At 59.3% G+C, this 23986-nt stretch carries 14 protein-coding genes and 6 pseudogenes; 11 read left to right on the top strand and 9 right to left on the bottom strand.

Annotation, left to right across the window (positions count from 1 at the left end):
- Positions 1–288: 288 nt before the first annotated feature.
- Complete coding sequence (locus F4V60_RS00250; protein ID WP_141256073.1) at positions 289–609, bottom strand: hypothetical protein; 321 nt, start codon at positions 607–609, stop codon at positions 289–291.
- Positions 610–691: 82 nt separating this feature from the next.
- A pseudogene (locus F4V60_RS00260) lies at positions 692–1404 on the bottom strand (IS6 family transposase).
- 110 nt (positions 1405–1514) lie between these two features.
- Between F4V60_RS00260 and F4V60_RS12660 the strand changes: the two are divergent.
- Positions 1515–2576 carry a DUF5677 domain-containing protein gene (locus F4V60_RS12660; protein WP_232315945.1) on the top strand — a complete coding sequence of 354 codons (1062 nt, stop codon included), beginning with the start codon at positions 1515–1517 and terminating at the stop codon, positions 2574–2576.
- A gap of 5 nt (positions 2577–2581) precedes the next feature.
- The gene (locus tag F4V60_RS12580; protein WP_174775559.1) at positions 2582–4138 is read left to right on the top strand and encodes a hypothetical protein; all 1557 of its coding nucleotides are present in this window, start codon (positions 2582–2584) and stop codon (positions 4136–4138) included.
- Positions 4139–4317: 179 nt separating this feature from the next.
- Here the strand turns inward: F4V60_RS12580 and F4V60_RS00275 are convergent, their stop codons facing one another.
- The 3 genes and pseudogenes from F4V60_RS00275 to F4V60_RS00285 form a co-directional block, all read right to left on the bottom strand.
- Positions 4318–4863 (bottom strand): hypothetical protein, encoded by a 546-nt coding sequence (locus F4V60_RS00275; protein WP_141256096.1) that lies wholly within the window; start codon positions 4861–4863, stop codon positions 4318–4320.
- Between the two features lie 283 nt (positions 4864–5146).
- The gene (locus F4V60_RS00280; protein WP_232315946.1) at positions 5147–5314 is read right to left on the bottom strand and encodes a helix-turn-helix domain-containing protein; all 168 of its coding nucleotides are present in this window, start codon (positions 5312–5314) and stop codon (positions 5147–5149) included.
- A 120-nt stretch (positions 5315–5434) separates the two neighbouring features.
- Positions 5435–6148 (bottom strand): annotated as a pseudogene (locus tag F4V60_RS00285) (IS6 family transposase).
- Between F4V60_RS00285 and F4V60_RS00290 the strand changes: the two are divergent.
- The gene (locus tag F4V60_RS00290) at positions 6147–6776 is read left to right on the top strand and encodes an AI-2E family transporter (protein ID WP_075728821.1); all 630 of its coding nucleotides are present in this window, start codon (positions 6147–6149) and stop codon (positions 6774–6776) included. The pseudogene F4V60_RS00285 and the gene F4V60_RS00290 sit on opposite strands and share 2 nt — an antisense overlap.
- A 184-nt stretch (positions 6777–6960) precedes the next feature.
- Here F4V60_RS00290 and F4V60_RS00295 read toward each other — a convergent pair whose 3' ends face one another.
- On the bottom strand, positions 6961–8505 hold the full coding sequence (locus tag F4V60_RS00295; protein ID WP_075728822.1) for a helix-turn-helix domain-containing protein: 1545 nt from the start codon (positions 8503–8505) through the stop codon (positions 6961–6963).
- Between the two features lie 189 nt (positions 8506–8694).
- On the opposite strand from F4V60_RS00295, the gene F4V60_RS00300 reads away from it, so the two are divergent.
- Positions 8695–10803, top strand: coding sequence for a hydantoinase/oxoprolinase family protein (locus tag F4V60_RS00300; RefSeq protein WP_084559089.1), 2109 nt, complete (start codon positions 8695–8697; stop codon positions 10801–10803).
- 20 nt (positions 10804–10823) lie between these two features.
- Positions 10824–12842 carry a hydantoinase B/oxoprolinase family protein gene (locus F4V60_RS00305; RefSeq protein WP_075728823.1) on the top strand — a complete coding sequence of 673 codons (2019 nt, stop codon included), beginning with the start codon at positions 10824–10826 and terminating at the stop codon, positions 12840–12842.
- An 83-nt stretch (positions 12843–12925) separates the two neighbouring features.
- On the opposite strand, the pseudogene F4V60_RS12665 reads toward F4V60_RS00305, so the two are convergent.
- Positions 12926–13465, bottom strand: a pseudogene (locus F4V60_RS12665) (recombinase family protein); the annotation flags it as partial.
- Between the two features lie 603 nt (positions 13466–14068).
- Here F4V60_RS12665 and F4V60_RS00315 point away from each other — a divergent pair.
- Positions 14069–15745: an ABC-F family ATP-binding cassette domain-containing protein gene (locus F4V60_RS00315; protein ID WP_075728824.1), complete on the top strand. Its 1677-nt coding sequence runs from the start codon at positions 14069–14071 to the stop codon at positions 15743–15745.
- Positions 15742–17076: an MFS transporter gene (locus tag F4V60_RS00320; protein ID WP_075728825.1), complete on the top strand. Its 1335-nt coding sequence runs from the start codon at positions 15742–15744 to the stop codon at positions 17074–17076. Before F4V60_RS00315 ends, F4V60_RS00320 begins: the two co-directional genes overlap by 4 nt.
- Positions 17077–17365: 289 nt before the next feature.
- Here the strand turns inward: F4V60_RS00320 and F4V60_RS00325 are convergent, their stop codons facing one another.
- Both F4V60_RS00325 and mobF read right to left on the bottom strand, forming a co-directional pair.
- Positions 17366–20434 (bottom strand): Tn3 family transposase, encoded by a 3069-nt coding sequence (locus F4V60_RS00325; RefSeq protein WP_075728826.1) that lies wholly within the window; start codon positions 20432–20434, stop codon positions 17366–17368.
- Positions 20435–20472: 38 nt separating this feature from the next.
- The gene (mobF, locus tag F4V60_RS00330) at positions 20473–21606 is read right to left on the bottom strand and encodes a MobF family relaxase (protein ID WP_075728827.1); all 1134 of its coding nucleotides are present in this window, start codon (positions 21604–21606) and stop codon (positions 20473–20475) included.
- A 1095-nt stretch (positions 21607–22701) separates the two neighbouring features.
- Between mobF and F4V60_RS00335 the strand changes: the two genes are divergently transcribed.
- The 4 genes and pseudogenes from F4V60_RS00335 to F4V60_RS12585 form a co-directional block, all read left to right on the top strand.
- Positions 22702–22938 carry a hypothetical protein gene (locus F4V60_RS00335; protein ID WP_141256064.1) on the top strand — a complete coding sequence of 79 codons (237 nt, stop codon included), beginning with the start codon at positions 22702–22704 and terminating at the stop codon, positions 22936–22938.
- Between the two features lie 271 nt (positions 22939–23209).
- Positions 23210–23422: pseudogene (locus F4V60_RS00340) on the top strand (IS6 family transposase); the annotation flags it as partial.
- Positions 23423–23449: 27 nt separating this feature from the next.
- Positions 23450–23792: pseudogene (locus F4V60_RS00345) on the top strand (transposase).
- A pseudogene (locus F4V60_RS12585) lies at positions 23789–23986 on the top strand (IS3-like element IS3501 family transposase); the annotation flags it as partial. The pseudogenes F4V60_RS00345 and F4V60_RS12585, both read left to right, overlap by 4 nt.

Consider the following 23986-nt stretch of genomic DNA (forward strand, 5'->3'; position numbering starts at 1 on the left):
TCAGCTGCTTATGCGGAAAGCGCGAAGTTCTTCACTGTTCTTCCAATCCTCGACAATAGGTACCGCTTGAGACTAACCACAGCCCCAGCCCCGCGTCAATAGCCCGACACAATAAGAGGGGAACCCAGTTGGCAGTGTGTTGAGTTATCGGCTGTCTACCAAACCGGGGTCAGGTCCAAGCTCTTGTGGCGTAGACATTCCAATCCCGTCAGCGGCCAGTTCAGTACTGAGCCAGCTGCTAAGGGATACACTACTCAAAAGGAATTGACCTCATGCCTCTGGGCCAGTTTACGACACCGCAGATATGGAAGAGATCCCACATGCCTCATCAGCACATGCATCTTTTTCATAAGCAACTTCAGTTACAATTTCCTCCGGTTTAGACCATCTTCGGATTTCAATAGAATTTGGTTTTCTAATACCTATAAACGATTTTGTTGAAGAGTTAATAGGTACAAATTTGTCAGCATCAAACTCCGGAATGGTCCCCGTGCGCTCGGGTCCATGAGCATCCCTATGATTGATAAAAACATTGCCTGAAGTATCAATAAAGCCGTTCTCTCCAAAAGGAAGACTCCGCGTGATGCTGAAATTGTCATTGAGCGTCATTGAAAAATCGGTGCTGTTGCAAAGTTGGGCCAGGGTCGAAAAGCCCAACCTCAAGACATCAGTTGTCCTTGCTCCGGGGTGCTTAAGCTGTCTCGAATATCCGGCTGACGATCACCGCGTCGGGGTTCAGGTGCCCGTGAGGTCAAACATCGTGCCCTGGCCTTTCCGTAATGAATGCATCGCTTCCATCCCTTTCAACGTCCGGTAGGCGGAAATTCGGTTTTTGAACGCTCCCTTCGGCCCCAGGATTCTTTTAAGTCGGCCATGATCTCCCTCGATAACGTTGTTCAGGTATTTCACCTGCCGGTGCTCCACCGTCTGAGGGCAGATTCCCTCCGCCTTCAGCTCGGATATTGCCTTGGCCAGAGCTGGTGCCTTGTCGGTGTTGATGACCCGCGGGGACCCGGCTGTCGTATTCGATCGCAGCGTCTTGGCCAGGAAACGCTTGGCCGCCGCGACATTGCGCTTCGGGGAGAGATAAAAGTCCAGGGTCTGCCCACCGGCGGTAATAGCCCGGTAGAGATAGCACCACGTGCCGCCGACCCGAATATAGGTCTCATCCACCCGCCAGGACCGGGCCTGCCAGTCGGGTACCTGCCGGTACCAGCGAGTCTGCTTATCCAGCTCAGGGGCGTATTTCTGCACCCAGCGGTAGATCGTGGTGTGATCGACTGGCACACCCCGCTCGGTCATCATTTCTTCGAGATCGCGGTAGCTCACCCCGTAGCGGCAGTACCACCGCACCGCCCACAGGATGATGTCACGGGGGAAATGCCGACCGGAGAAGATGCCCATGGCTCTGATTATTTCACGCCGGTCTTTCTACTGCCCCAACTTTGCAACAGCACCTGGCAGGTTAGGTTTTACTATTACACACAAGTCCAGCAGGAAAAGAAGTGACGGCCATGAATGCTGAGTTCGGTTTCGAACCCGGAATAACACCACCCGAGGATGATGAACGGTTTGAAGGATTTTGGGAGATTTTTATTGAAGAATCCCAAGCTGATCGTCCGAGCGAGCTGGCAGAACGTGAGACACTCCGTGCACACATCGCCGAACAGCACGGCCATGCGCTCGACCTAATGGACCTTTTGTGGAGAAGCGCCATGGAAGCCGTCAACTGGGGATCCGAAATCCTTCACGAGCACCTCGAGGATGACCCAGAAGACGATGCCTATGCTGCCTTATTCACTACCTTGACCGGGCTCGCAGCGAGGGCGTTGCTCGCCTTCAACGAAGGGTCCTGGTTACTGCGAGGTGGCTACCCTCAGGGCGCATTTACCCGTGTTCGCTCTCTCCACGAGCTCTATATTGTTGCGAGGGTCCTCTGGGAATACGGCTCACCTGAGTCAGACTACCCTGACCTCGTGGAACGATACCTTCTTCATCAGGAAGTGTTCCTTAAAGGAGCCGCCAGGGACCTGATCAGTACTGGAATTCCGGGTATCGATGAGACTATCAACACTGAGATTCTTGACGCCCTCGATTCACGACAGAGGGAGCTTATCGGTACATATGGGAAAGTGTTTTCGACATCTTGGGGATGGGCGGCCCCTCTGTTTCCCAAGAAGACACCCTCATTCATGGACCTTAACAAGCTCGTGATGCCAAGCCTAAACGCCTACTACAGAATCGCGAGCGAACACCTGCATGCCAGCTCTGCTGGCTTAGCTAACGCAGGAAAGTCAGATGGAATGGGTACTATCGGGTACAACGGTGGAGCGACCATTGATGGCCTCGCGTTTCCGGCCATTTTCGGATCCACATTCTTGCTCTCTTTAGTAGGCACTATCGTCCCTATAGAGATTCATAACTCAGAGACGGACAAAGATATTGACACCGGGCGTCACATGCTTGGGGTCCTAGCTCGGTTGCACAGAGAAATCCTCGACGCCTGGAACGGGGAGTCGACGGAAGACCACTCAGCAGTAAACGGGACTGACGGCGACTCCAATGAGAGAGGTTGATAATCATGGGCTCAACAGTGCACTTTTTTATCCCGCTTGGCTGGTCGCTCCAAGTACCTGATGGCTTCAATAAGACCAAATATCCATCTGGTCAGTATGAAACAGAGGAAGGGGTTGCCGCCCCGACCACAGACAGCGCCCACTTCATCTTCCATCAGCGTGTGCTTGAGGGGTCTCCGCACCTTCCGATGGAAGCTGGTTTCGAGATCGCTGCCAAGAGGACAAACACCCAGCCCCGGGAAAGTCCTCCTGCCATTCTGCGCACTTCCCACCAGACGGTCGTTGAATCCATGGTGGAGTTGGATTACGAGCCCTTAACTTCTGGGCAGAATCTGAACGATGACGCACCAGACGAGCTAACTAGAGCCTTCGACTATGCAGTCTCGGAGCTAAATATTCTCCTCCGCGCAATCGCAATGGCCCTGGAAAAACCGCTTAGGCTGGTAGCGAGGGAATCGCTCCCCCCGACGATTCCGATCACAATCTCTGCCACCAAACCATGGGAGATGATCAATAAGAATGCGCTACCAGACGTAGAAGATCTCAGCGTCTTCAACGTCAACTGGAACATCCCGATTGCGCCTGATGGCACTCACGATCACGACCAACTAAATACCTGGATTGATGCCGCACTGGTCAATCTCTCCACCACGGGACCGTTCACTACCTACGGTGACTTCCGCCGCGAGGCTGATCTGAGCTTTTCCCAGGAAGGAAACTACCGGACCGCAATCATCCTGTATGCCTCTGCTTGTGAGTCCCTGTTAGATGAGCTTCTACAACATACCCTTTGGGAGCAGAATCTGCGCCCAGAAGAGACAGCAAGGAAATTTCTAACCAAGCGAGGCAGCCCCCGAGGCATTGTCGATCTCGTCAAGAACGAACTAGGGAGTCTCTACTCAAATTCCGGGTGGGGGCGTAACACACCCGAGGTCATTGACAGGTGGATCACCTACGTCGCTGATCTGCGAAATCAGGCTATCCATGATGGGTATATTCCTACCTCAAGTGAACTACGTACCTGCGTGGAGACAGTTAATGATCTGGTGGAGTTTCTCGCTGATCAAGTCTTTACAGCCAGGACAACACGGCCTATTACTGCGCTTGCTCTTCTCGGACAAATAGGTCTTGAGGCTCGAGGTGGCTGGGACGAACAGTTCTCTAGCTACGAAACTAGCCTGACCGATGTGAACTTTCGACTCAGAATTTTTCGGAGGTGGGGGAGCGTGCTGTCATACTTCCGGACTAGCAACCGAAAGAGGACGGTGCCGGGAGCAGAGCAGTCCACCTGCTACTTGGTCATTTACCCACAGGGCAAGGATGGGTTTTTCCTTGTGGACCAAAACGGAGTCATGGCGCAGCCGATCACCCGCGAAGAGGTCATTCTGCCCGATAAAGCCGAGGAGAAGATCTGGAATATTAAAAGCCTGAATACTCCGCTTCCTGCAGTGATTAAACTCTCATACGAGAAGCTTGACCTCTTACAGGAGCCAAAGTGGGAGCACTATGTCTACGATGTGCTCCCCGGCCACGAGGTCACCTTCTCCACTTTAATGGATTAGTAAATTAAAACTATCTGAGGTTTATAAGAGTGCTACTGCTACCGGGCGAGGCCCACTTGATGAAGTGCTACTAGGCCAGCTGACTATACAGCCCCAACGGCTGCGCGCTTGCATGTAGGCAATACGCCAGTTTCGCGACGCAATGCACTGTAGGCCGTCGTACAGTCACCTCACCATTGCTACCCAGCTATCTCCTCCGGGGAATCGGGGAGGAAATAGGCCGGGGTCTCCACCTGGGAGGGTGGGGGGACAGACCACGGGACCTGTTGGTTGTCGCAGTACCAGGGGTCAGGAACGAAGTAGTCGGTCTGCGGGCATCGATAGGGTGCTTCGGCTCTCTGTTCATCCAGCTTCTGCTGACATTCAGCCGACCACTGGTAGGACCCGTCGCTCATCAGGGCTTGACTGGTCCAGGAGCCGCCACCGTAGATACATTCCACGAAGGTCGGGGCTGTGACCTGTTGCGACGGTGCCGAAGGTGCCGGAGGAGGCACTGGTTCTGACGCGGTTACCGTCCCTGTCTCCGGGATAGTTGTCGCCTCAGGGGTTGTTTCTGAGCTGGTGGTTGTTGCCGCTGTGCTGCTGGTCGCAGAGGTACTGCTACCTGGGGTCTCGGTAGTGCTGGAGGAGGGGGTGGGGTTGTCGTTGTTGGTGTCCTCTGCGCAGCCAGAGAGTGCCAGCGACACTGCTCCGAAAAGCGTCAGGACAAGATGGCGGGTGTTCATTGAAGAGGAGCTCTTTCAGTTGGGCTCTGAGCGAGAAGCAGGGGGTAGGTAATCAGCTATTTCAAAAGTGGGCAGGGAAAAGGAACGTGGGTTGCACTATTTATAAACCACCGGTTGAGTAAAAGGAAGCTTTTCCACCCTCCGCTCTTGACCGGGGGTGTCCTGGAGGCAGGACTCAATACGCGAAGATATGGGGCCGTTGAGGCTCAACTTCTAGGTGATGTCGTAGTGATCAGTTATCTAGGACAAGCACGACTGGCGGGCAGCCCGAGGGGGCATGGACCTACTTCTCTTCTGCTGGTGCACGGTAAAGGGTGGCGCGGCTGACACCGAGGTCCTTGGCGATGGCGACTTTGGATTCATCGGCTCCGGCCCGCCGACGGGCCTCCTCCACTCCCTCTGGGGGCAAGGCGCGTTTACGCCCCTTGTACTTGCCGGCTGTATTCGCCAAGGCGATGCCCTCGGCCTGGCGCTCCCGGATGATGGCCCGTTCGGTGCTGTTGCAAAGTCGGGTGGAGGGGCCACGAACGCCCGAGTTTCATTTCTCCATGGATTCTGCGACTCAGCGTTCTCAGGCCGTCTCGAAGACCCGGCTGACGATCACCGCGTCCGGGTTCGGTTGCCCGTAAGCAAACATCGTCCCCTGACCTTTCCGCAATGAGTGCATCGCCTCCATCCCCTTCAGCGTCCGATATGCAGATGTCCGGTTCTTAAACGCGCCCTTCGGCCCCAGGATCCTTTTCAGCCGCCCATGATCTCCCTCGAGAACGTTGTTCAGGTATTTCACCTGACGGTGCTCCACTGTCGGTGGGCAGATGCCTTCTTCCTTGAGCTCGGAGATCGCCTTGGCCAGGGAGGGTGCCTTATCTGTATTAATCACCCGCGGGAACCCGGCTGACGCGTTCGACCGCAGGGTCTTGGCCAGGAAACGCTTGGCCGCAGCCACATTCCGTTTTGGTGAGAGATAAAAGTCCAGGGTCTGCCCACCAGCGGTAATAGCCCGATAGAGGTAGCACCACTTTCCCCCGACCCGGATGTAGGTCTCATCCACCCGCCAGGAACTGGCCTGCCAGTCAGGAACCTGCCGGTACCACCGAGTGTGCTTATCCAGCTCAGGGGCGTATTTCTGGACCCAGCGGTGAGAATCGTGGTGTGATCGACCGGCACGCCACGTTCAGTCATCATCGCTTCGAGATCGCGGTAGCTCACCCCGTAGCGGCAGTGACCTGCGCACTGCCCACAGAATGATGTCACGGGGGAAATGACGACCGGAGAAGATACCCATGGCTCTGATTATTTCACGTCGATCTTCCTACTGCCCCAACTTTGCAACAGCACCCTTTTTCCTACTGCAGGGCAAGCAGATCTGGCGCTTCCTGTTGAACTTCCTGCCCGCACATTCCCGCCCAGCCACCCATGAGGCCGCCCGCCGCGGCTGGGTGAGCCTGGGATCTTATGCCCGCGCGCAGCTTGCCGTGGCCGGCATCAACGCCGTCGGCATCGGTGTGGGCGCGTGGGCCCTGGGCCTGCCCCTGATCATCCCCATTACGGTGATCGTGTATCTGATGTCCTTCATCCCCATCGTCGGCGCCTGGCTATCGGGCTTCGTCGCCGTCCTCATCGCTTTCGTTGATAAGGGTTTCTGGATGGCGGTTGCGATGCTGGTCGTGGTCATCGTCGTTCATCTGATCGAGGCCAACGTCTTGCATCCCTTCCTCATGGGGCACGCCGTTAGCGTCCACCCCTTGGGTGTGATCGTCGCCGTCGCGGCGGGCACGTACCTCTTCGGCCTGCCCGGCGCGCTGTTCGCCGTACCGGTCGTAGCCACGCTCAACAGTTCCATCCGCTACCTTGTCGGCCAGGACCCCTTCCCCGAATTGGGAACGCAGACCACGTCCGACCAGGCGTCCTAGTCCTCGCCTTGCTTGCCGACAGCTACAGCCAATCAGCCAAACGTCACCGTTGACGCCGTACGGTGTTTCGCAGGCCATCTTTGACGCGGCAGGCGCGGTGGGCATGCCGAGAAGTGGCGTCGCAAAAGGCTCGGCGCCTCGGTAACTCACATCGATGCGAAACCGTAGGCGTCGGCAAGCACCGTCAGCGCTCGCGTGAGACAAGCTTGCGCCACAAAGACCACAGCACGAGGTCGGCCTCGTGAAAGCTTATCTGGCCAGACAAGGCCTCGATGCGGTTGCGCACGGTGTTGGCATGCATCCCGAGGCGTTTGGCGGCTTTCGCGACGCTAAAGTTCTCTTCCTCCCAGGTAGCACACACCGCCGCGCCGTCCTTGACCTCACCGATGGCGGCATCGAGACTACCAACCGCATCGCTTAGCGCTTCCTCTCCCAGAAGGGCCGCCGCCTTCTCAATCGCACCGCAGTCATCAAACCTAACGCTGTGAGCCGACTTCTTCTCCGCGACGATGGCCGCAACACTAGCCTCCCGGCACGCCCGGGGGCCCTGCCCCACCCGGAGAAACCTCGCTGAGATCCCCACCGGAGCGGGTAGAGCCGCAGTAAGCTGGCTCAGTGCATCCGAGTCGGTGGTCAACACCAGTGTCCGGCCCTTACGGTAACCAACTAGCAGCGGGATTCCGTAACGAGCGCCGATTCCGGCGATGTCGCTGACGATTTCCGAGCGAAAGGCATCCTTGGCTGTTCCGGCCACCAATAATCGCAAATGCGCGCGGCGGGAAAAGCCACGCCCGATGAGCGATCTTTCGAGCTCATCCTTGTCAGAACTTTCCGCGCACAGGCTCGCCAGGAGCACGGAAGAGTCCGCGAGCTGGGAATGCTCCATGTGCCTGCGGGCGGTGAGCACGCCCAACAGCAGTTCTCGGAGTGCGACGAAGCCGGGGTCCTCCACGTTGGGGGTGTCCGCAGTCCTCCTTCCGCACACCAACCACCAGGCCTGACCGGTGGCGCGACGGGTGGCGTCGGCAGCGATCAGCTGGGCCGCCACGTTCCACCGACCAATCATCATGGAAGGCCTGTCACCGGATTCACCGTGCAGGGCGCGGGCTATGGTGCGCGAAGGAAGCATGCCCGCACTGGCCAGGACGTGCCCATCAAGATCTAAAAGGAGGAGAGCATCTCCGGACAGCGAGGCATAGCTCGCCAATAGCGCGGACTCGGGAGACTGGCTCATGAGAGCCTGGCTGAGGTGGGCGATGGTTTGGAGCTTTCGCCATGCCTGGTGATGAGGCTGACGCCGAAGCAGCTGGTCGACGGCAGCACGAACGTCCAGCCGGGTCATTCCCCCGGTGGCCAGAAGCAGGGTAGCCGGGGCGCTTGCTGCGGCTTCCACCGCCGCAGTTGTTACTGCCGCTAGCGTCGGCGCAGCCTGCGTGGGCGGCACGGTCGGCACTGTCGATCCGTCCGAATCGGCGGTTGTGGCAAGCGTTTCGCCTTCCACGAAGACGAGGCCTGCCGCGGTGGTGAGCCTGCGCGCTGCCTCCAGTGGACGCGCCGTGCGGGAGGGAAAGACCAGCCAATCCTCACCCGCCCCGTCTTCCTCTGCGCAAAGACCTTGAAACTCGCCGCTGCCCTTGATGGTGCCCACCAACTTCAGCCGTGGCTCAACGAGGAGGAGGTCGGAGATCCTTAGCCGTGCGGGGGTGGGGGTGGTCGCCGAGGTCGCCATTTGTCACCTACTTGGCATCGCGATTGGCATTTCTTGGTGGAGATTTTAATGGGCATAACCACCTATTTTGTAATTCTGCTGAATTTTTTGTCTCCCATTTGGAGATATTTACATTGCCACCTTTGCCGCCAACCCGCAATACTCCTCAATACCGATTATTTGACAGGTATTTCCGAAAGAGAGGACCCCATGAGCACCAACAAACCCTTCCGCGTCTCCGTCGATGTCGGCGGAACCTTCACGGACGTGGCCATCGTCAATACGCTCACGCACGAGCTATCTGTGGCAAAGGTGCCGTCCACACCGGCCGACCCCATGATCGCGGTGATGGACGGCCTGCGCCAGGGAAACGTCGAGCTGTCCCAGGTCGAGGTCTTCTCGCACGGAACAACCGTTGCCACCAATGCGCTCATCCAGCGACGGTTTCCCGCCGCCGCGCTGGTGACCACCAAGGGCTTCCGAGACGTGCTGGAGATTCGCGACGGCACCAAGGATGAGCTGTGGGATGCCTACAAAGACGTCGCGGATCCCTACATTCGCCGCCGTGACCGCTACGAGGTGGAAGAACGCGTCGACTTCGATGGCACCGAGATCACCCCGCTAAATGAGGAGGAAGCCCGCCATGTAGCACGCATCCTCAAACGTAAGGGAATCGAGACGGTCGCCATCTGCTTCATCAACTCACACGCCAATGCAGCCCATGAGGCGCGGATGTACGAGATCCTGCGCGAAGAGCTTCCCGACGCGGCCATCTCCACCTCTTCGGAGATTCTGCCGGAAATCTTCGAGCACGATCGCTTCTCCACTACCGTCTCAAACGCGGTGCTGGCACCGCTGGTTACCGGCTATGTCAACCGTCTGTCCCGACAGCTAGCCGAGGGCGGATACGAAGGAGACCTGCTCATGCTGCATTCCGGCGGTGGCTCCATGACCCCGCAGATGGTGTCCAAGTACCCCGTCCGACTCGCGGCCTCCGGCATCGCTGCGGGCGCAATCGCCGTCCAAGACATCGCCACCCGTTGTGGCTACCCCAACGCCATCGGCCTCGAGATGGGCGGCACCTCCACCGACATTTCGCTGGTCTACGGTGGTGACATCCGCATCACCAAACAATGGCAGGTCGAATACGGCTTCCCCATCTGTTTCCCCTCCATCGAAGTGGGGACGATCGGTGCCGGTGGCGGCTCGCTGGCATGGATCGACGAAGCGGGGTCGTTGCGCAACGGACCACAATCCGCGGGCGCAGATCCGGGTCCGGTCTGCTACGAACGCGGTGGCACGGAAGCCACCAACACCGACGCAAACGTGACCCTGGGCCGCCTCGGCACCGAGCTGATCGGCGGTGCCCTCAAGCTCAACAAGTCCGCTGCCGAGGAGGCAGTGCGCAAGACCGTAGCCGATCCCCTGGGTCTCGGTATTGAGACCGCCGCCGAAGACATCATTAAGGTGGCAAACGCGAACATGGCCGATGCTGTCCGCGTCCTGTCGATCCGGCGCGGCTACGACCCGCGCGACTTCGTCCTGGTCGTCGGTGGCGGCGCAGGAGCCCTCCACGGTGCAGAGGTCGCCCGTGACCTATCCATCCCCACCGTCGTCGTGCCACCACACCCGGGCGTGACCTCTGCCCAGGGCTGCCTGCTCGTGGACATCCGCCACGATATCTCCCAGATGTATCAGTCCCCGGTCAGCTCGGTGGACAAGGACGACCTGCGCAAGGCCTACGAGTTGCTCAAGGCCGAAGGGCGTGAGCGCCTAGCCAAGGAACACGTCCCGACCGAACGCATGAAGTTCAAGCGCACGGCATCCATGCGCTATCGCGGCCAGTGGCGCTCCTTGACCGTGGAACTGCCTGAATCCGGCTCACCACTCGAGGACGCCGTCGCTTTGTTCCACGACGAACACGAGCGCGAGTACTCCTTCGCCGACCGCGACGGTGAGGTCGAGTTCTACCAGATTGGCATCGTCGCCATCGGCGAGTTAGACAGCCCGCCGTTTGCCCACTTTGAGGTGGTCGAGCACGAGGCCAGCACGCCCGCAACCTACCGTGACGTCTACTTCTCCGCAGGCGGTGGCTGGGCGAAGGTGCCCGTGTACCAGCGCACCGAGCTCGCCCCGGGCGCCACGTTGGTGGGCCCGGCGATCATCGACCAGCTAGATGCCACCACCGTCATCCCGCCGGGAGACGTCGCAGTGATCGACGAGTGGGCCAACATCCGAATCCATATCGGGCTGGCCGACACCAAGGATGAACTCCACTCCTTTGCCCACAACCTTCAATCCGCAGGCGTCAACGCCTAAGTCAAGAAAGAGAAAAGACCATGGCTGCAGCTACCTCCATTGGCAATCAGCGCCGCACCCTCGATCCGGTGACCTTCGAGGTCCTCAAGAACGCCTTCGCCACCTCGGTGAACCTCATGTCCGAGCAGATTCTGCGCACCTGCTATTCCTTTGTCATCTACTCCCGTGACTTTTCCTCGGCGCTGTGCGACGCCGAGGGAAACACCGTAATGCAAGGAGATGAGGACATCGCAGTCCACGTGGGCACCCTGCACTTCCAATGCCAGGCTGTTCTCAAGCAATTCGGCGAAGATATCCACGAGGGCGACGTCTTCGCCATCAACGATCCATACCAGGGCGGCACTCACATGAATGACGTGTCCTTCCTGCGCCCCATCTTCTATGACGGCCAACTTTTAGCTTTCGCACAAAACAAAGGCCACTGGGCCGATGCTGGCGGCTCGGTGCCGGGTTCTTTCGATGTCTCCGCGACAAATTACTACACCGAGGGTCTGCGCATCACCCCGGTCCGCATCTGGTCCAGGGGCATCTTCCTCGAGGACGTGGCCAAGCTCCTGGCCCATAACACCCGCAGCCCCGAAATTGTCCTGGGCGATCTCAAGGCGCAGGCCGAGGCCACGGCCGTATGCGAGCGAGAGATCCTACGCCTCGTCGACAAGTATGGTGTGGGTACCGTGCGCACCGCACTGCGAGAGGTCCAGGACTACGTGGAAGACATCGTCACCGCCCGCGTCCTCGAGCTTCCCGACGGCGAATGGTCAACGGTGGACTACCTCGACCTCGACCCCGCCAAGGAGGAGGGCCTCGTCCCCATCAAGGTGACCATGCGCATCGACAAGGGGCGCCTGTCCTACTCTTTGAAGGGCTCGGCCCCCGCGGTGGCCAGCTTCCTCAACGCCGGCTATGGCTCGGCCTTCTCCGGCATTGTCGCAGGAACCAAGACCTTCTTCCCTGACGTCCCCCTTAACTCCGGGCTGTATCGCGCTATGGATGTCGACTTAGGCCCAGAAGGCACCGTGGTCAACGCGGGACTCCCACACGCGGTGACCGGATTCTGCTCGGGCCCTTACGAGAAAATCATGAACGCCGTCTTCGAGCTGTGGTCCCAGCTGATGGAAGAGCGCGCCATGGCCTGCGCTTTCAACCTGGAATACCTGCTCATCGGCGGGTATGACACCCGCGCTGTAGCTGAGGTGGGCAGCAAGGGCGACTTCTTCATGTGGTACGACTGGATGGCTGGCGGTTGGGGCGGCCGTGTCGACCGCGACGGTGCCTCCGCAACCGCACCTGTATTCGGCCCGGGCCTGGCCGTGCAGCCTATTGAGGGTCAGGAACGCTTGTCCCCCGTGCTCACCAGCCACCATTCACTGGTCACCGACTCCGGTGGCCCAGGCAAGTTCCGCGGCGGCGTGGGAGTGTCCAAGGGCGGGGTGCTTACCGACGCGAGCGAGACCGTCATGAGCTACTGCTGCGACCGCGCCCGCTCAGTTACCTGGGGCATCGAGGGCGGCCTGCCCTCCATTCCCCAAGGTGTCTGGCTCAACAGGGGAACCCCGGATGAGAAGTTCCTCGGCGCTTTGTTCTCCAACGTTCCAGTCGGCCCAGGCGATACCTTCGAGCGCCCCTCCGCGGGCGGCGGTGGATTCGGCGATCCCCTCGAGCGCGACCCCGAGGCGGTCCTCGAGGACGTGATCGACGGCTACGTCTCCATCGATCGCGCTGCCAAGGACTACGGCGTCATCATCAAGGCCATCGATCCCGAGATCGACCAGTACTTCCTCGACACCGACGGAACCGAGTCCCTGCGCGCGATCCAGCGCGCCACTCGCATGGACAAGCTCAACGAGGATCCAGCCTCGGTTGCCGAGCGCTACCTCGCTGGTGAGCTTGACCAGCTCGACCTCGTGCGCCACTATGGCGTCATCTTGGACTGGGCCACCGGCGAACTCCTTCCCACGACCACCCAGCAGTACCGCGAGCAGATGGCAAAGCGCAGCTCCGCGCACTGGGTGTCAGCCTCCGATGCGGGGTCTTGGTAGTAATGGGGACGGATTGAGCGATAAGCCTGCATAGGCCCTTTGTCGGTGGGGCGCCGTCCGATGCTTTCTTTGTTGAGGTGGCCGTAGATCGTGGAGCGCGGGATCTGGAGCAGGTCGGCGATCCGCTGGACGGTGTGATTCCCCGCATCGTAGAGCTGCTGGGCGTGGCGGGCCTGGTCGGGCGTCAGCTTCGGGCGTCTTCCCCCTGTTCGTCCGCGGGCGCGGGCAGCGGCGAGCCCATCGCGAGTATTTGCGACGATGAGCTCTCGTTGAAGTTCGGCAAGGACGGAGAGCATCCCGAACATCGCGCGCCCTTCCATGGTCGTGGTGTCGATGCCCTGCTCAAGAACGACCAGCCCCACGCCCCGTTCTCGTAAGTCCGCACCGAGCGTGACCAGATGGAGCACCGAACGCCCGAGCCTGTCCAGTCGAGTAATGACAAGCTGGTCGCCATCTCGGTTGGCAGAGGCAAGGGCCTTATCGAGCTCGGGCCGGCTGGCTTTGGCGCCGCTGGCATGGTCGATGTAGATATTGTCCGGGGTGACCCCCGCACGCATGAGGGCGTCTACCTGATGGTCCGGGTTCTGGTCTGCGGTGGAAACACGTCCGTATCCGATCAACATATGTCGAGAATACAGTGCGGGAAAGGATTGTCGACGTTGAATCTCGGCACGAGTTATCGACACCAAATTCGCGGCGTGTCGTCATCAAGGACCTGTGTCGGCAAACGACCGTTTCTCGACATGCTACGTCCGGCCGCAGTGTATCCCGGTTAGCACCCGCATCACCGGGCATTTTCCCGGGCACCGGGTATACAGGAATGCGCCCCCCTGCGGAAACACGCTGTCATTTCCCTAAGCCGACTGCACTGACTGTCCGAAGTCCTCTGCACTACGATTTCGCGTCCGCAAGGGGACCAGCTTGCGGGACAGCTTCAATCGACAGTCTAAACGGAGCCCGCCACTGAACACTTGCCATGGAACACTTGCCATGGTAAAATTGCAACTGTGAATTATTTATTCTTCGTCTACTGGGGCTAACACCAGTCTGCTCCTTGTGAGTTTTCCGAGGCTGCGGGCTGGTTTTTCATGCCATCGTCACCGACATTTCTGTCATGTGTGGCGTCCCAGCAGATCTGAGCGCATTTCCCGCTCCACATCACGCCCATCACTTCTAACCATGGGTGTTTTCTAACCGAGCGGTTGCGCCTCCCTTTCGGAGGAATAATGACCATCACAATTAGCTTGCCTGCACGCGCCCGCGCGCAGCTCATAGCTTCCACTATTCATGTTGTCCGTGGCGGGCGTAGGGTCCTGACCAACGTTGACCTCACCATCACACCAGGAACCCGAGTGGGGATCGTCGGCGAAAACGGCCGCGGAAAATCAACCCTGCTTCACGTCCTTGCCGAGATACTGGCACCTGACTCAGGCACAGTGCTACGCGTTGGCACGCTCGGCATCGCCGAACAAGAAATGCCCACCGATGACGGCCGCACGGTCGGGGATCTCATCACCGAGCAACTGGCCGATTCCCGCGCTGCGCTGCGCGCATTTGATCTTGGCGCAGAAGCCTTGGCGGCCCAGTCACCAGGAGCGGAGGAGATATTCACCGAAGCCCTGAATGCGGCCGAGACGCTTGATGCCTGGGACGCGGATCGCCGGGTTGACGTCGCTCTCGAAGCTCTGGGTGCCGTCACCGACAGAGAGAAACTGCTGTCTGAACTATCTGTGGGTCAGCGCTATCGCGTCAGGCTTGCCTGCCTATTGGGCGCTGAACATGATTTCCTTCTCCTGGACGAACCGACGAACCACCTCGATCAGCAGGGGCTGGACTATCTCACCGAGCAGCTGCGTGGTAGCCCAGGAGGAATCGTCGTCGTGAGCCACGACCGGGCACTCCTGACAGATGTTGCAACCCACATCTTGGATCTTGACCCGAGCCGAGACGGGATTCCGCGCCTCTACGGCGGAGGGTATTTGGGGTACAAGGAAGGACGCGCAGCAGAGCGTGAACGGTGGGTCGATGAATACGAACAGCAACAAGCCGAACATTCCCGACTGACCCAAGACCTGGCAACCGCTCAGAACCGGCTCGTGTCGGGATGGCGACCGCCCAAGGGAACAGGGAAACACCAGCGGCAAACCCGTGCCCCAGGTCTTGTTCGTTCGGTGCACAGACGGCGCGATGACCTTGAAAATCACAGAATCACTGCTCCCGAGCCACCGCTTGAATTTCGAATGCCCGAACTTTCCGCGCGGCCTGGTGTCACACTGATCCAGGCGGTGGAAGTCGCAGTCGATGGGCGGATGCCCTCAGTGACGACGCTTTTCCTCGAGTCGGGCAGCAAGTTTGTGGTCTCCGGGCCGAACGGTGCCGGAAAATCAACCTTCCTTAACGTGTTGGCCGGAACCCTCGCACCTTCTACCGGAGAAATCCATCATGCCCGTGGAGCAAGAATCGCATACCTTGCCCAGGAATCTCCTACCGCAACGACATTGCGGGCACGCGACGCATTCAACGCCCACCTCGGCACCTTGACCAGCGCCGGAACGCTCAAAGAAGGCGAAATGATTTCCCTCAAGTCGCTCGGGATTCTATCCTCGGCCGATCTTAACCGTCCCGTGCGGGAGCTATCCATGGGCCAACAGCGCCGTCTCGATCTTGGGATGGCACTGGCAACCAAACCTCATGTGCTGTTGCTCGATGAACCCAGTAACCACCTGTCCATATCCCTTGTTGATGAACTCACCGAGGGGCTACACCTGACGAAGGCCGCCGTAATAGTAGCGACCCACGACCGTCAACTTCGCCGCGACCTTGCAAGCTGGCAGCACATCAACTTGGCAAACCCCAAAGAAAACTGGTCTGGAAGCTCAACATTCGAAGGGCGCACCTCATGAATACGTCACCACATCACAAACCCGCTTCTGCATCAAAATGGCGAGCCTTGGCCCCGCTTCATCATCGTGACTACCGCCTACTACTAGGCGCGGTGGGTCTATCACTTTTCGGAACCGGCATGTGGACCATCGTGATGGTTTTCCAGGTACTCTCGATCGACAACTCACCCACGGCACTATCAATGGTCGCGGCCTGCCTCAGCGGCGGCCTCTTCGCCTTCGCTCTGGTCGGAGGTGTCACCGCCGACCGCTTCTCGAAACGGACCATCATCATCTCGGTCCAGGCAACGAACTTGGCTGCCGTGGCAATGGTGACCCTTATGGCGTTCAGTGGAGGTATCCAGCTTTGGCACATGGCCCTTGCCTCAGCAATGCTCGGGGCTGGGAGCGCGTTCTTCTACCCGGCCTGCAGTGCTTTCCTACCCACCATTTTGCCCCCGGATGAACTCTTAGCGGCCAACGGTTTGGAAGGTGCACTCAGACCCACTATGGGGCAAGGAATCGGGCCGGCGATCGGAGGAATGATCGTGGGAGCATTTCTTCCGATGCACGGCGCGTTGGTCGTCGCCGCACTCTATGCGATAGCACTGAGCCTGGTGGTCTTCATACGTCCAGACCCGAGAGGCCCCAAAGAACTAGATCGAGCCGCAGCGTCACAAGGTATCTTTGCGGATCTGGGTGAAGGTATTTCCTTTACGGTGAAAACGAGATGGCTGCTTTGGACACTCATCTTTGCGTGCCTCATGACATTGATCATCATGGGGCCGATAGAAGTGCTCATTCCCTTCATTGCACGAGACAACTTCGGCAATGGCGAGCAGGTTTTTGGGTTTCTCCTCACTGCGTTCGGGATGGGAGGGGCGGTTGGATCGCTGGTTGTTTCTTCCCTGCGAATGCCACGCCGCTACCTGAGTGTCATGGTGCTTGGCTGGGGTGCCGGGACCATCCCACTAGCATTCCTGGGTATCACTACATCGTTCTGGGTGATGGCAGCTGCCCTGTTCATTGTCGGATTCAGCTCAGGGGCAGGAATGGTCATCTGGGGCACGCTTCTGCAACAGCGGGTTCCGATAAACATGATTGGCCGCGTCGCAAGCCTGGACTTTTTCATTTCGATCGCGCTGATGCCACTTTCGATTGCCCTGGTCGGTCCCATCGCAATGGTGGTACCCGCAACCGTCATCTTCGCCGTAGCAGGGACAACACCGGTATTGATCGCGGTCCTTGCCGTACTCGCCGGGAGAATGCGACGAGACGAAATGAAGCATCCTCTCAATGCCACCACTGAGAGCCAAGACCCCATCGAGTTGATACGTCAGGAACACGAATAACCCCCTCACAGGTGCAAATGTTCATCACCTGGGCGTGGGAGTCCGCTAAGGATGCTTCCACGCCCACGAGGGGCAGGCAGGAGGCAATCCCGCAGCAGCGTTCCCGCTGCCACAAGTCCAGAACTCACGAGCACGCTGCCAAGAATTGAATGTTCCAAATCGCGGTGAACCGCGCACAGACAGGTTCGCCAAAAGGAGCTGTCCCAGTAGACGTTCCTTGGGTTCTTGCGGGACTGGTTACGTTCAGAGCAGCGTGGTCCATACCAGTATCAGACCCGCTACCTATGGTTCAGTCAGCGCTATCAGGGGAGATACGCAGGGGGCGAAGCCCGCTTGGTGTGGTGGTGGTGAAGGCATAGCGACCGAGCATGTTGACGTGTTGATCGCCGAGCGGGGACAACCGGACGATATCGGCGTCATCCACGAGGTTGCCGTCCTCGCGCAGTGCATTGATGGAGGCATCTGTGTAGCGGGTGTTCCAGAGCACGATGGCGTTCAGGACCAAGCCAAGTGCACCGAGCTGGTCCTCCTGGCCCTCGCGGTAGCGCTGGTAGATCTGCCCGCGCCGCCCGTGGAAGATGGCGCGTGCCAGACGGTGGCGTGATTCCTGGACGGTCTGCTGCGTATGGGTCGTTCGCCGGTATGTTTCCTCGAGTGGGTCGATGAGGGCGAGCAGGTGGATGGTCTTGTCGATGCGCCCGTATTCGGTGATCGCGGCACCGAGTGGGGACGGGCTGCCGTCACGCGAGAGCACGCGCAGCAAGTCGTAGGCGCGCACCGTCCCTGTCGCCAGAGACGCAGCGACGCGGGTCATGTCATCCCAGTGTGCGGCGATCCTGGCTAAGTTGATCCGGTTGCGGGCGACATCGTTCAGCGACCCGTAATCGGAGTCCGTGGTGCCACGCGGGGTTGCGCGCCAGAGGCGTTGGTCGGACAGATTGGCGATCCGTGGCGAGAACCGGTAGCCCAGCAGGGCGAAGATCCCGAAGACCATGTCGGAGTAGGAAGCCGTGTCCGAGGTGATCGTTTCCGGTCGGGGGCCGCCGTCGAGGTTCAATATCGTGTCCAGCACGTAGAGTGAATCACGCACGGTGCCGGGCACGACAGTGGCGCCGATGCCGGCCACCTGGTCGTTGACCGCGTTGAACCACGTCAGCCCGCGTCCACGGCCGAAATACTTCGGGTTCGGGGCAGCGTTAATCGTGCGTACCGGTACCACGAACCGCAGACCATCGACCGAGGCCAGCAGCCCACCGCCCCACACCTGAGCGACAGGGATCTCACCCTGGGCCTTGATCAAGGTCGCGTTCGCGGCGGCGTGAGTCTCGCTGCGCAGGTAGTTCGCATCCACGTGTCCAAGCCGAGCGCGCGTCAGAGACGGGTGGCCCTCGGCAACCACGGGTGTCAGGCCAACGTTGCAGGCCTCTGCAACCAGCAGCGCCGCAACCGAGCGCGGCAGATCATCCATACGGGCCCTGGACTGCCCGATGTGAGTGTAGGCGTCGAGGAACCCGGTCCAGGAATGAACCTCCAGCAGCAGCTCGGGAAGATCCACCCGTGGCAGCATCGAGGCGACCTGCCCACGGAGTTCACGCAGCGAGTCCGGGATCTCCAGGGCATCCAGACGGTCAACCTTCAAACGTGTGCGCCCGTCCGTACTTGAGGGTTCCACCCGTACTGAACCGTTTGGGCCCGCTTCCTCGAGGCTTGCCGTCAAGTTCTTCCAGGCCGTATCCAGTACCTCAACACGATCGTTCAGGTGTTCAGCAGCCGGCCCTTCCAGGCCCAAGCTGGTCAGCGCCCGATCACGTACCTGTTCCCACTGCTCACCGTCGAGCAGCTGGGCGCGTGGGTCGCCCCACCGGGTCGATGGTGTGGCAAACACGTCCCGACGGCGCAGGCAAACGCGTAGCTGCTCCAACACGCACAAAATCCATGCTTCCCGGTCAACTTCTACCCCGTCGCGACCGAACACCGCCGCGCGCCAGGCAGCCGGTACCAAGGCCTCGGTAACGTCGTCCTTGTGGAGCTGCCGGCGGCCACGCAGGGCTTCCAATCCGGCCAGGGCATCAAGCACAGGCTGTCCCGTTGCCGTTGCCCGCAGTGGCAACACGGTAGCCAACAACCCCAGGAACGGGGCAACCGTCCGGTATCGGCGGGCCACCTGCACACGCATCGCGCCCTCCAGTCCCGAGGCATCCGGGATGAGAGCACCGACCGTGTCGGCGTACTGCGTGATCTGATCCCTTGCGGCGACCTTTTCCAGCCGCGCCCATACCATCGCTACATCGACTTGCTCGCCCGCTTCCTCCAGCAGACAGACCAATTCACGGCCGACACGGGCAAGAACAGCCGAGGCTTTCTCCAGCTCCGGCAGTGTCTCCAACCGTGCCGCGACCGCAGCCCGCTTCGAGGGCCCCAATACCTTCGATGCCATCAGTGCATCGAACAAGTCCAACGCATCATCGACCGCCGCCACTGACAACGCTTCCACTGTCGCAACCAACGTGGCCGTGCGGCGCGGCTCCGCCAATCGGCGCAGCGACTGCGCCTTTGCTTCCACCCCATACCGTGCCAGCGCCCGTAACCGAGATGCCGGCATTCCTGAAGTCTCCACCGCGCCAATCCCCAGGGCACTGACTTGCTCGACCCGTGTCAGGGCCTTGTTCAAGGCAGGCCCGGATAACCTCACAGGCCCTGCGCGTAATGCTTCTAACCTGGACCCACGGGCACCCTCATCAACGGCCAGCAATCCAAGCAAACGTCCCGGCAACTGAGGATCCGCGACCATTGCTGCCCCAGCCAGTCGCTCGTGCAGCTCCGACACTGCACGTTCACGAGCAGCCTGAACCGACTTCAGTAGTCTCGTCACGCCAGGAAGGAGTACCTGTTTCCGACGCAACCAGGCCACCGCATGGGCGAACAACGCCTTCGGCCCCTCACCATGCGTCCAGGCGCGCGAGTAAACGAACTCGCTCAAATCCTCGACCGCAGCTCCCGTGAAGTCCCCGTAGCCATAGAGCCGGCGGATCTCCCGCGCATGAGCGTTCGGAGTCGCAACGCGCTCGGGGTACCGCTTGATCATCGAGGGATCATTAATTCGGAGCTGTGCCGCCAAATATTCCACCACGGACCACGGAACATCCAGCGGATCCGACAGGAAAGCACCCAAGAACCGCACTGTCCCAACCTGAAGCGCAAAACCGAGCCGATTATGGTCACCGCGGCGCTCAGCAATCCCTTCCAGGTCAGCCGCGTCGAGATAGAAGAACTGCTCCAGCTCCGCCTGAGATGGTTCGCCTACGAACCGCCCGAACACCACCGCTTGTTCCTCAGTCAAATATTGATCAGTAGACATATCATCACGCTACCTCGCGCCCTCGCAGGGCTTAGCGCTCAATCCGTCCCCGTTACTACCAAGACCCCATGCGTGGCGGCGTAATCGGCGGCATACTTCTCATAAACCGGCCGCGCCATAGTCCGCCTGGAGGAAAAAGACTCGATGAGATCGTCACTAATTCCCGCGACTTCCCACACCGGCTGCTTGTCATCAGTAGTAATTCTCGGGCGGAAATCCACGCCGAGTTCCTCAGATAGACGGTGAGTAAGACGCTGCTGGTAGCGCTGTCCGACGCGCGCAGCGTTTTGTAAAAGAGCTCGCGCATCGATACTGCGCCACTTATCGGCCTCGGCATCGGTGAGACCATCGACTCCCCGGGCTGCCTGAACCTTGTTAGAAATCAGGCAGTGAGTGTGCAAATCAGGGTCGCCGGCGCGAGTGTCGTAGTGAACAAACGTGGACGCAATCATGCCCCTGGCTTTAATCTGGCGCTCTCCACGAGCACCAGTTCGGGTGAACAACACATTGTCTTCGACCCACTCCAAGGACTCTTCCACGCACTCATTGTGGATTTTCTCGATAGCTTGCCGGGTAGTGTCATCACCTAATGCCCAGAGCACAGACACCGACTTTTGCGGCGAGAAAGTCAGGTCTACTCCCGAGGTTGCCTGCTTGACTTTGTTCTTTTCTTCGTTGAGCCAAGCAAGAACCTCGCGCGCGGACGATGCGGAAACACCGGCTTGCGCCTCGTAGAAAGGGCGAGCAGTTTCTAATCCAATGAGGTTGTGCTCGTCAGTGGTGGGGCGTCGCCCGTTACCTTCTACGAACGCTTGTTGCGCTGCTTTCACGGCCTCCAGCACGTCGACACCCTTGGTAAAGATGGGGTACTGGCGACCGAGTTGAACGTCTTTTAGTGACTCTCCGTCGTTGATTCGGGCGTCGGCGTCGGGGTGAAGTCCCTCGCCATAGAGCGCGGCAATCTGCGATTCCTGCGCGGTGGAGCCGACAGTAACACTAGAGTTTTCGCCTAATCCGGCGATTCCTTTTCCGAACCAGCGGCCAGGCGGAGTGCCGGAAGCGTTGTAGTAATCGGCGAGTTTTGTCCCCGCAGTGTTCTCGTCATGGGTGGCAACAGAGTTCATGAGATAGGCGTAGCCGTCCCCGGCGTTGACCACTCTCACAGACATCATGAGGCCTATCCTATGCGGCTTTTTCGACGGTGAAAAGCACTGCCCTCCGCCTGGTCTGTGACCTGCTAAAACCGAAAGTCAGATTATCTGCAATAGGTGTGTGGTACGAGGAGGCATGTGGAGAGCACGAGGTGCTAGTGGTCTGAGCTATCAAGGTCAGGACGTGGGGGACGGACGGGCGTGATGGTCAAGAGCGCGCCGCTAGTGTCGAGAAGATCATCGAGGCTCAAAGTAATGAGCGCTTGGGCGCAGATGATAACGAGCAGAAGGCGGACGGTATCGGTTTGAGAAAAAGTTCATGCAGACGCTCCAGAAGGTCGGGGTTGGGATACGAGGCAGACAGTGGCACGGAGGAGCCGTTGTCCAAACTCTTGACGAGTGTCTGTTCCTAAAACCCAAGATGTAAGCGGAAGGCTCGCCGGAATCGGGCGCGGTCAGTTGGGAGCAAGTCAGGCACGCAGGGCGCTGTTGCAGCGCCCTGCACGACCCGATTGGAGAGACACAGGGGGCTGCTAGTGCTGCCAAGGGAAATAGGTCATTGGTCTAACCCCGACAGGCAAGACTGCGGACGTGATGGTCGGCGAAGACGAAGTCCATGAATCCATGGCGCTTGCCCGTGCATTGCGGCAAGCAGGCGACCTCGATGCCCAAGGCGCAGCCGTCCAGTTGGGCTGGAGCCTCGAAGCATCTGCGCTCAGTCGAGCCGCGCCGCTGACTTCTATATCCAGGCAGGACGGCTGGCTACAGACTTGGCCGCTGCCATGATGAACGTTGCTCTTTCCAGTTGGGAAGAAGAACCGTTCATGGTAAGCAATCACTGCTCGTGCTCTCGACCAGCGACTACGTGGAAGCGCTGAACGCTGCGGCACAGAAAGTTATGGACCGGGCGCGGCGAACTGTATCTGTCCGAGTCCATGACCGTTTCCGGAGGACACTTCGCCCATGTTGGCGAAGTTATTTTGACACGCCGTAACTACTACGACCTGATCGCCAACGCCGGTGATTCTGTGAGCAACGGACAACGCTGGGTGGCCAAAGTAATCGATACTGACGTTAGTATCCGCTCCCCGCCGGCTAGACGATACAAACGCCATAGTGTCGTTGTTTTTTACTTACCTGCGTGGACATGCGCAGCTGAGCTATGCCGCCACGGGTCAGTCTGCCCACGGTGCAACCGTCGACGTGGCGCACGTGGTCGCCGGAGTCGGACAGATGATCGCGCCGGTGTGCACATTCCGCTCACGCGCGGACGCGGAGGAAACTACCTCTACATGGCCGGAGATAGTGGTACCGGCCGCGGAACAAACACCTCAGCCGAGAGGCGCGAGGTAGCCGACTGTGCCCGCGCCCTTTTAGTCTAGGTTGCGACCCACAGCACCACCGACATCACCCCATACGAGTTGCACCGCAAGAACTGCACCGACTGTCGCTCCAACTTCCGCAGACTGACCCGTTCTCTAACACCCGCATGGGCGAAGTCGCCCGCACGCGAGCACAGGCACAGACGGAACGCTTTAGCCACTTCCACGCAGCTGCGACGAGAGATCATCACTGCGTACGGTGCTGTTGCAAAGCTGGTATCAGTCGGTCAGGATCGGTGCTCATGGGCATCTTCTCCGGTAGGCACTACCCCAAAGACGTGATTCTCTGGGCTGTGCGTTGGTACTGCCGATACGGAGTGTCCTACCGCGATCTCGAGGAGATGCTCACCGAGCGCGGTGTGCCGGTGGATCACACCACCATCTACCGTTGGGTTCAAAAGTACGGCCCCGAACTGGATAAACGCACCCGGTGGTACCGTCAAACCTCCCCTTGGTTTGAAGTGTCCCAGGTTTTGTTCCGCTTGAGTAGATGGGAAAATCTGGAACATGCCGAGAAAATTTGACCAGGATGCAAAGGACCGTGTGGTCCGTCTCGTGGAAGACCGCATCTTGGCGGAAAATATGTCGATGCAGGCCGCGTGCCAGGCAGTAGCTCCAAAGCTGGGGGTTTCATGGCACACGGCTCGTCAATGGACCCAGCAGGCCCGCCGTGCAGGAAACACCCCAGAACCTGTACCTGAAGATTTGGCCGCCGAAAACGCGAGGCTACGCCGTGAAAATCAAGAGCTCCGCGACACTAATGAGCTACTGAAAGCCGCGTCAGCTTTTTTCGCGTCGGAACTCGACCCCAAACGTCGGAAATGATCCGGTTCATCGATGAAAACCGGAATCGTTTCTCTGTCGAGTTCATCTGTAAGACGTTGAAAAATAACCGGGCTGGCGGGTTTATCACCTCGCGTGGTTATCGCCAGTCCAAGGCTCGCGGGTTAAGTGCTCGTCGACTTCGTGACGGCGTGCTGGTTGAACGCATTAGTGCTGTTCATAGAGATAATTATGGT

This window comes from Corynebacterium flavescens, from assembly GCF_008693105.1.
Classification (GTDB): Bacteria; Actinomycetota; Actinomycetes; order Mycobacteriales; family Mycobacteriaceae; genus Corynebacterium; species Corynebacterium flavescens.

Excerpts from the sequence above, each read along its gene's own strand:
- F4V60_RS00325 (WP_075728826.1), bottom strand. The coding sequence starts at position 20,434 with ATGTCTACTGATCAATATTTGACTGAGGAACAAGCGGTGGTGTTCGGG.
- mobF (WP_075728827.1), bottom strand. The coding sequence starts at position 21,606 with ATGATGTCTGTGAGAGTGGTCAACGCCGGGGACGGCTACGCCTATCTC.
- F4V60_RS12660 (WP_232315945.1), top strand. The coding sequence starts at position 1,515 with ATGAATGCTGAGTTCGGTTTCGAACCCGGAATAACACCACCCGAGGAT.
- F4V60_RS00315 (WP_075728824.1), top strand. The coding sequence starts at position 14,069 with ATGACCATCACAATTAGCTTGCCTGCACGCGCCCGCGCGCAGCTCATA.
- F4V60_RS00305 (WP_075728823.1), top strand. The coding sequence starts at position 10,824 with ATGGCTGCAGCTACCTCCATTGGCAATCAGCGCCGCACCCTCGATCCG.
- F4V60_RS00250 (WP_141256073.1), bottom strand. The coding sequence starts at position 609 with ATGACGCTCAATGACAATTTCAGCATCACGCGGAGTCTTCCTTTTGGA.
- F4V60_RS00290 (WP_075728821.1), top strand. The coding sequence starts at position 6,147 with ATGGCTCTGATTATTTCACGTCGATCTTCCTACTGCCCCAACTTTGCA.
- F4V60_RS00275 (WP_141256096.1), bottom strand. The coding sequence starts at position 4,863 with ATGAACACCCGCCATCTTGTCCTGACGCTTTTCGGAGCAGTGTCGCTG.
- F4V60_RS00300 (WP_084559089.1), top strand. The coding sequence starts at position 8,695 with ATGAGCACCAACAAACCCTTCCGCGTCTCCGTCGATGTCGGCGGAACC.
- F4V60_RS12580 (WP_174775559.1), top strand. The coding sequence starts at position 2,582 with ATGGGCTCAACAGTGCACTTTTTTATCCCGCTTGGCTGGTCGCTCCAA.
- F4V60_RS00320 (WP_075728825.1), top strand. The coding sequence starts at position 15,742 with ATGAATACGTCACCACATCACAAACCCGCTTCTGCATCAAAATGGCGA.
- F4V60_RS00295 (WP_075728822.1), bottom strand. The coding sequence starts at position 8,505 with ATGGCGACCTCGGCGACCACCCCCACCCCCGCACGGCTAAGGATCTCC.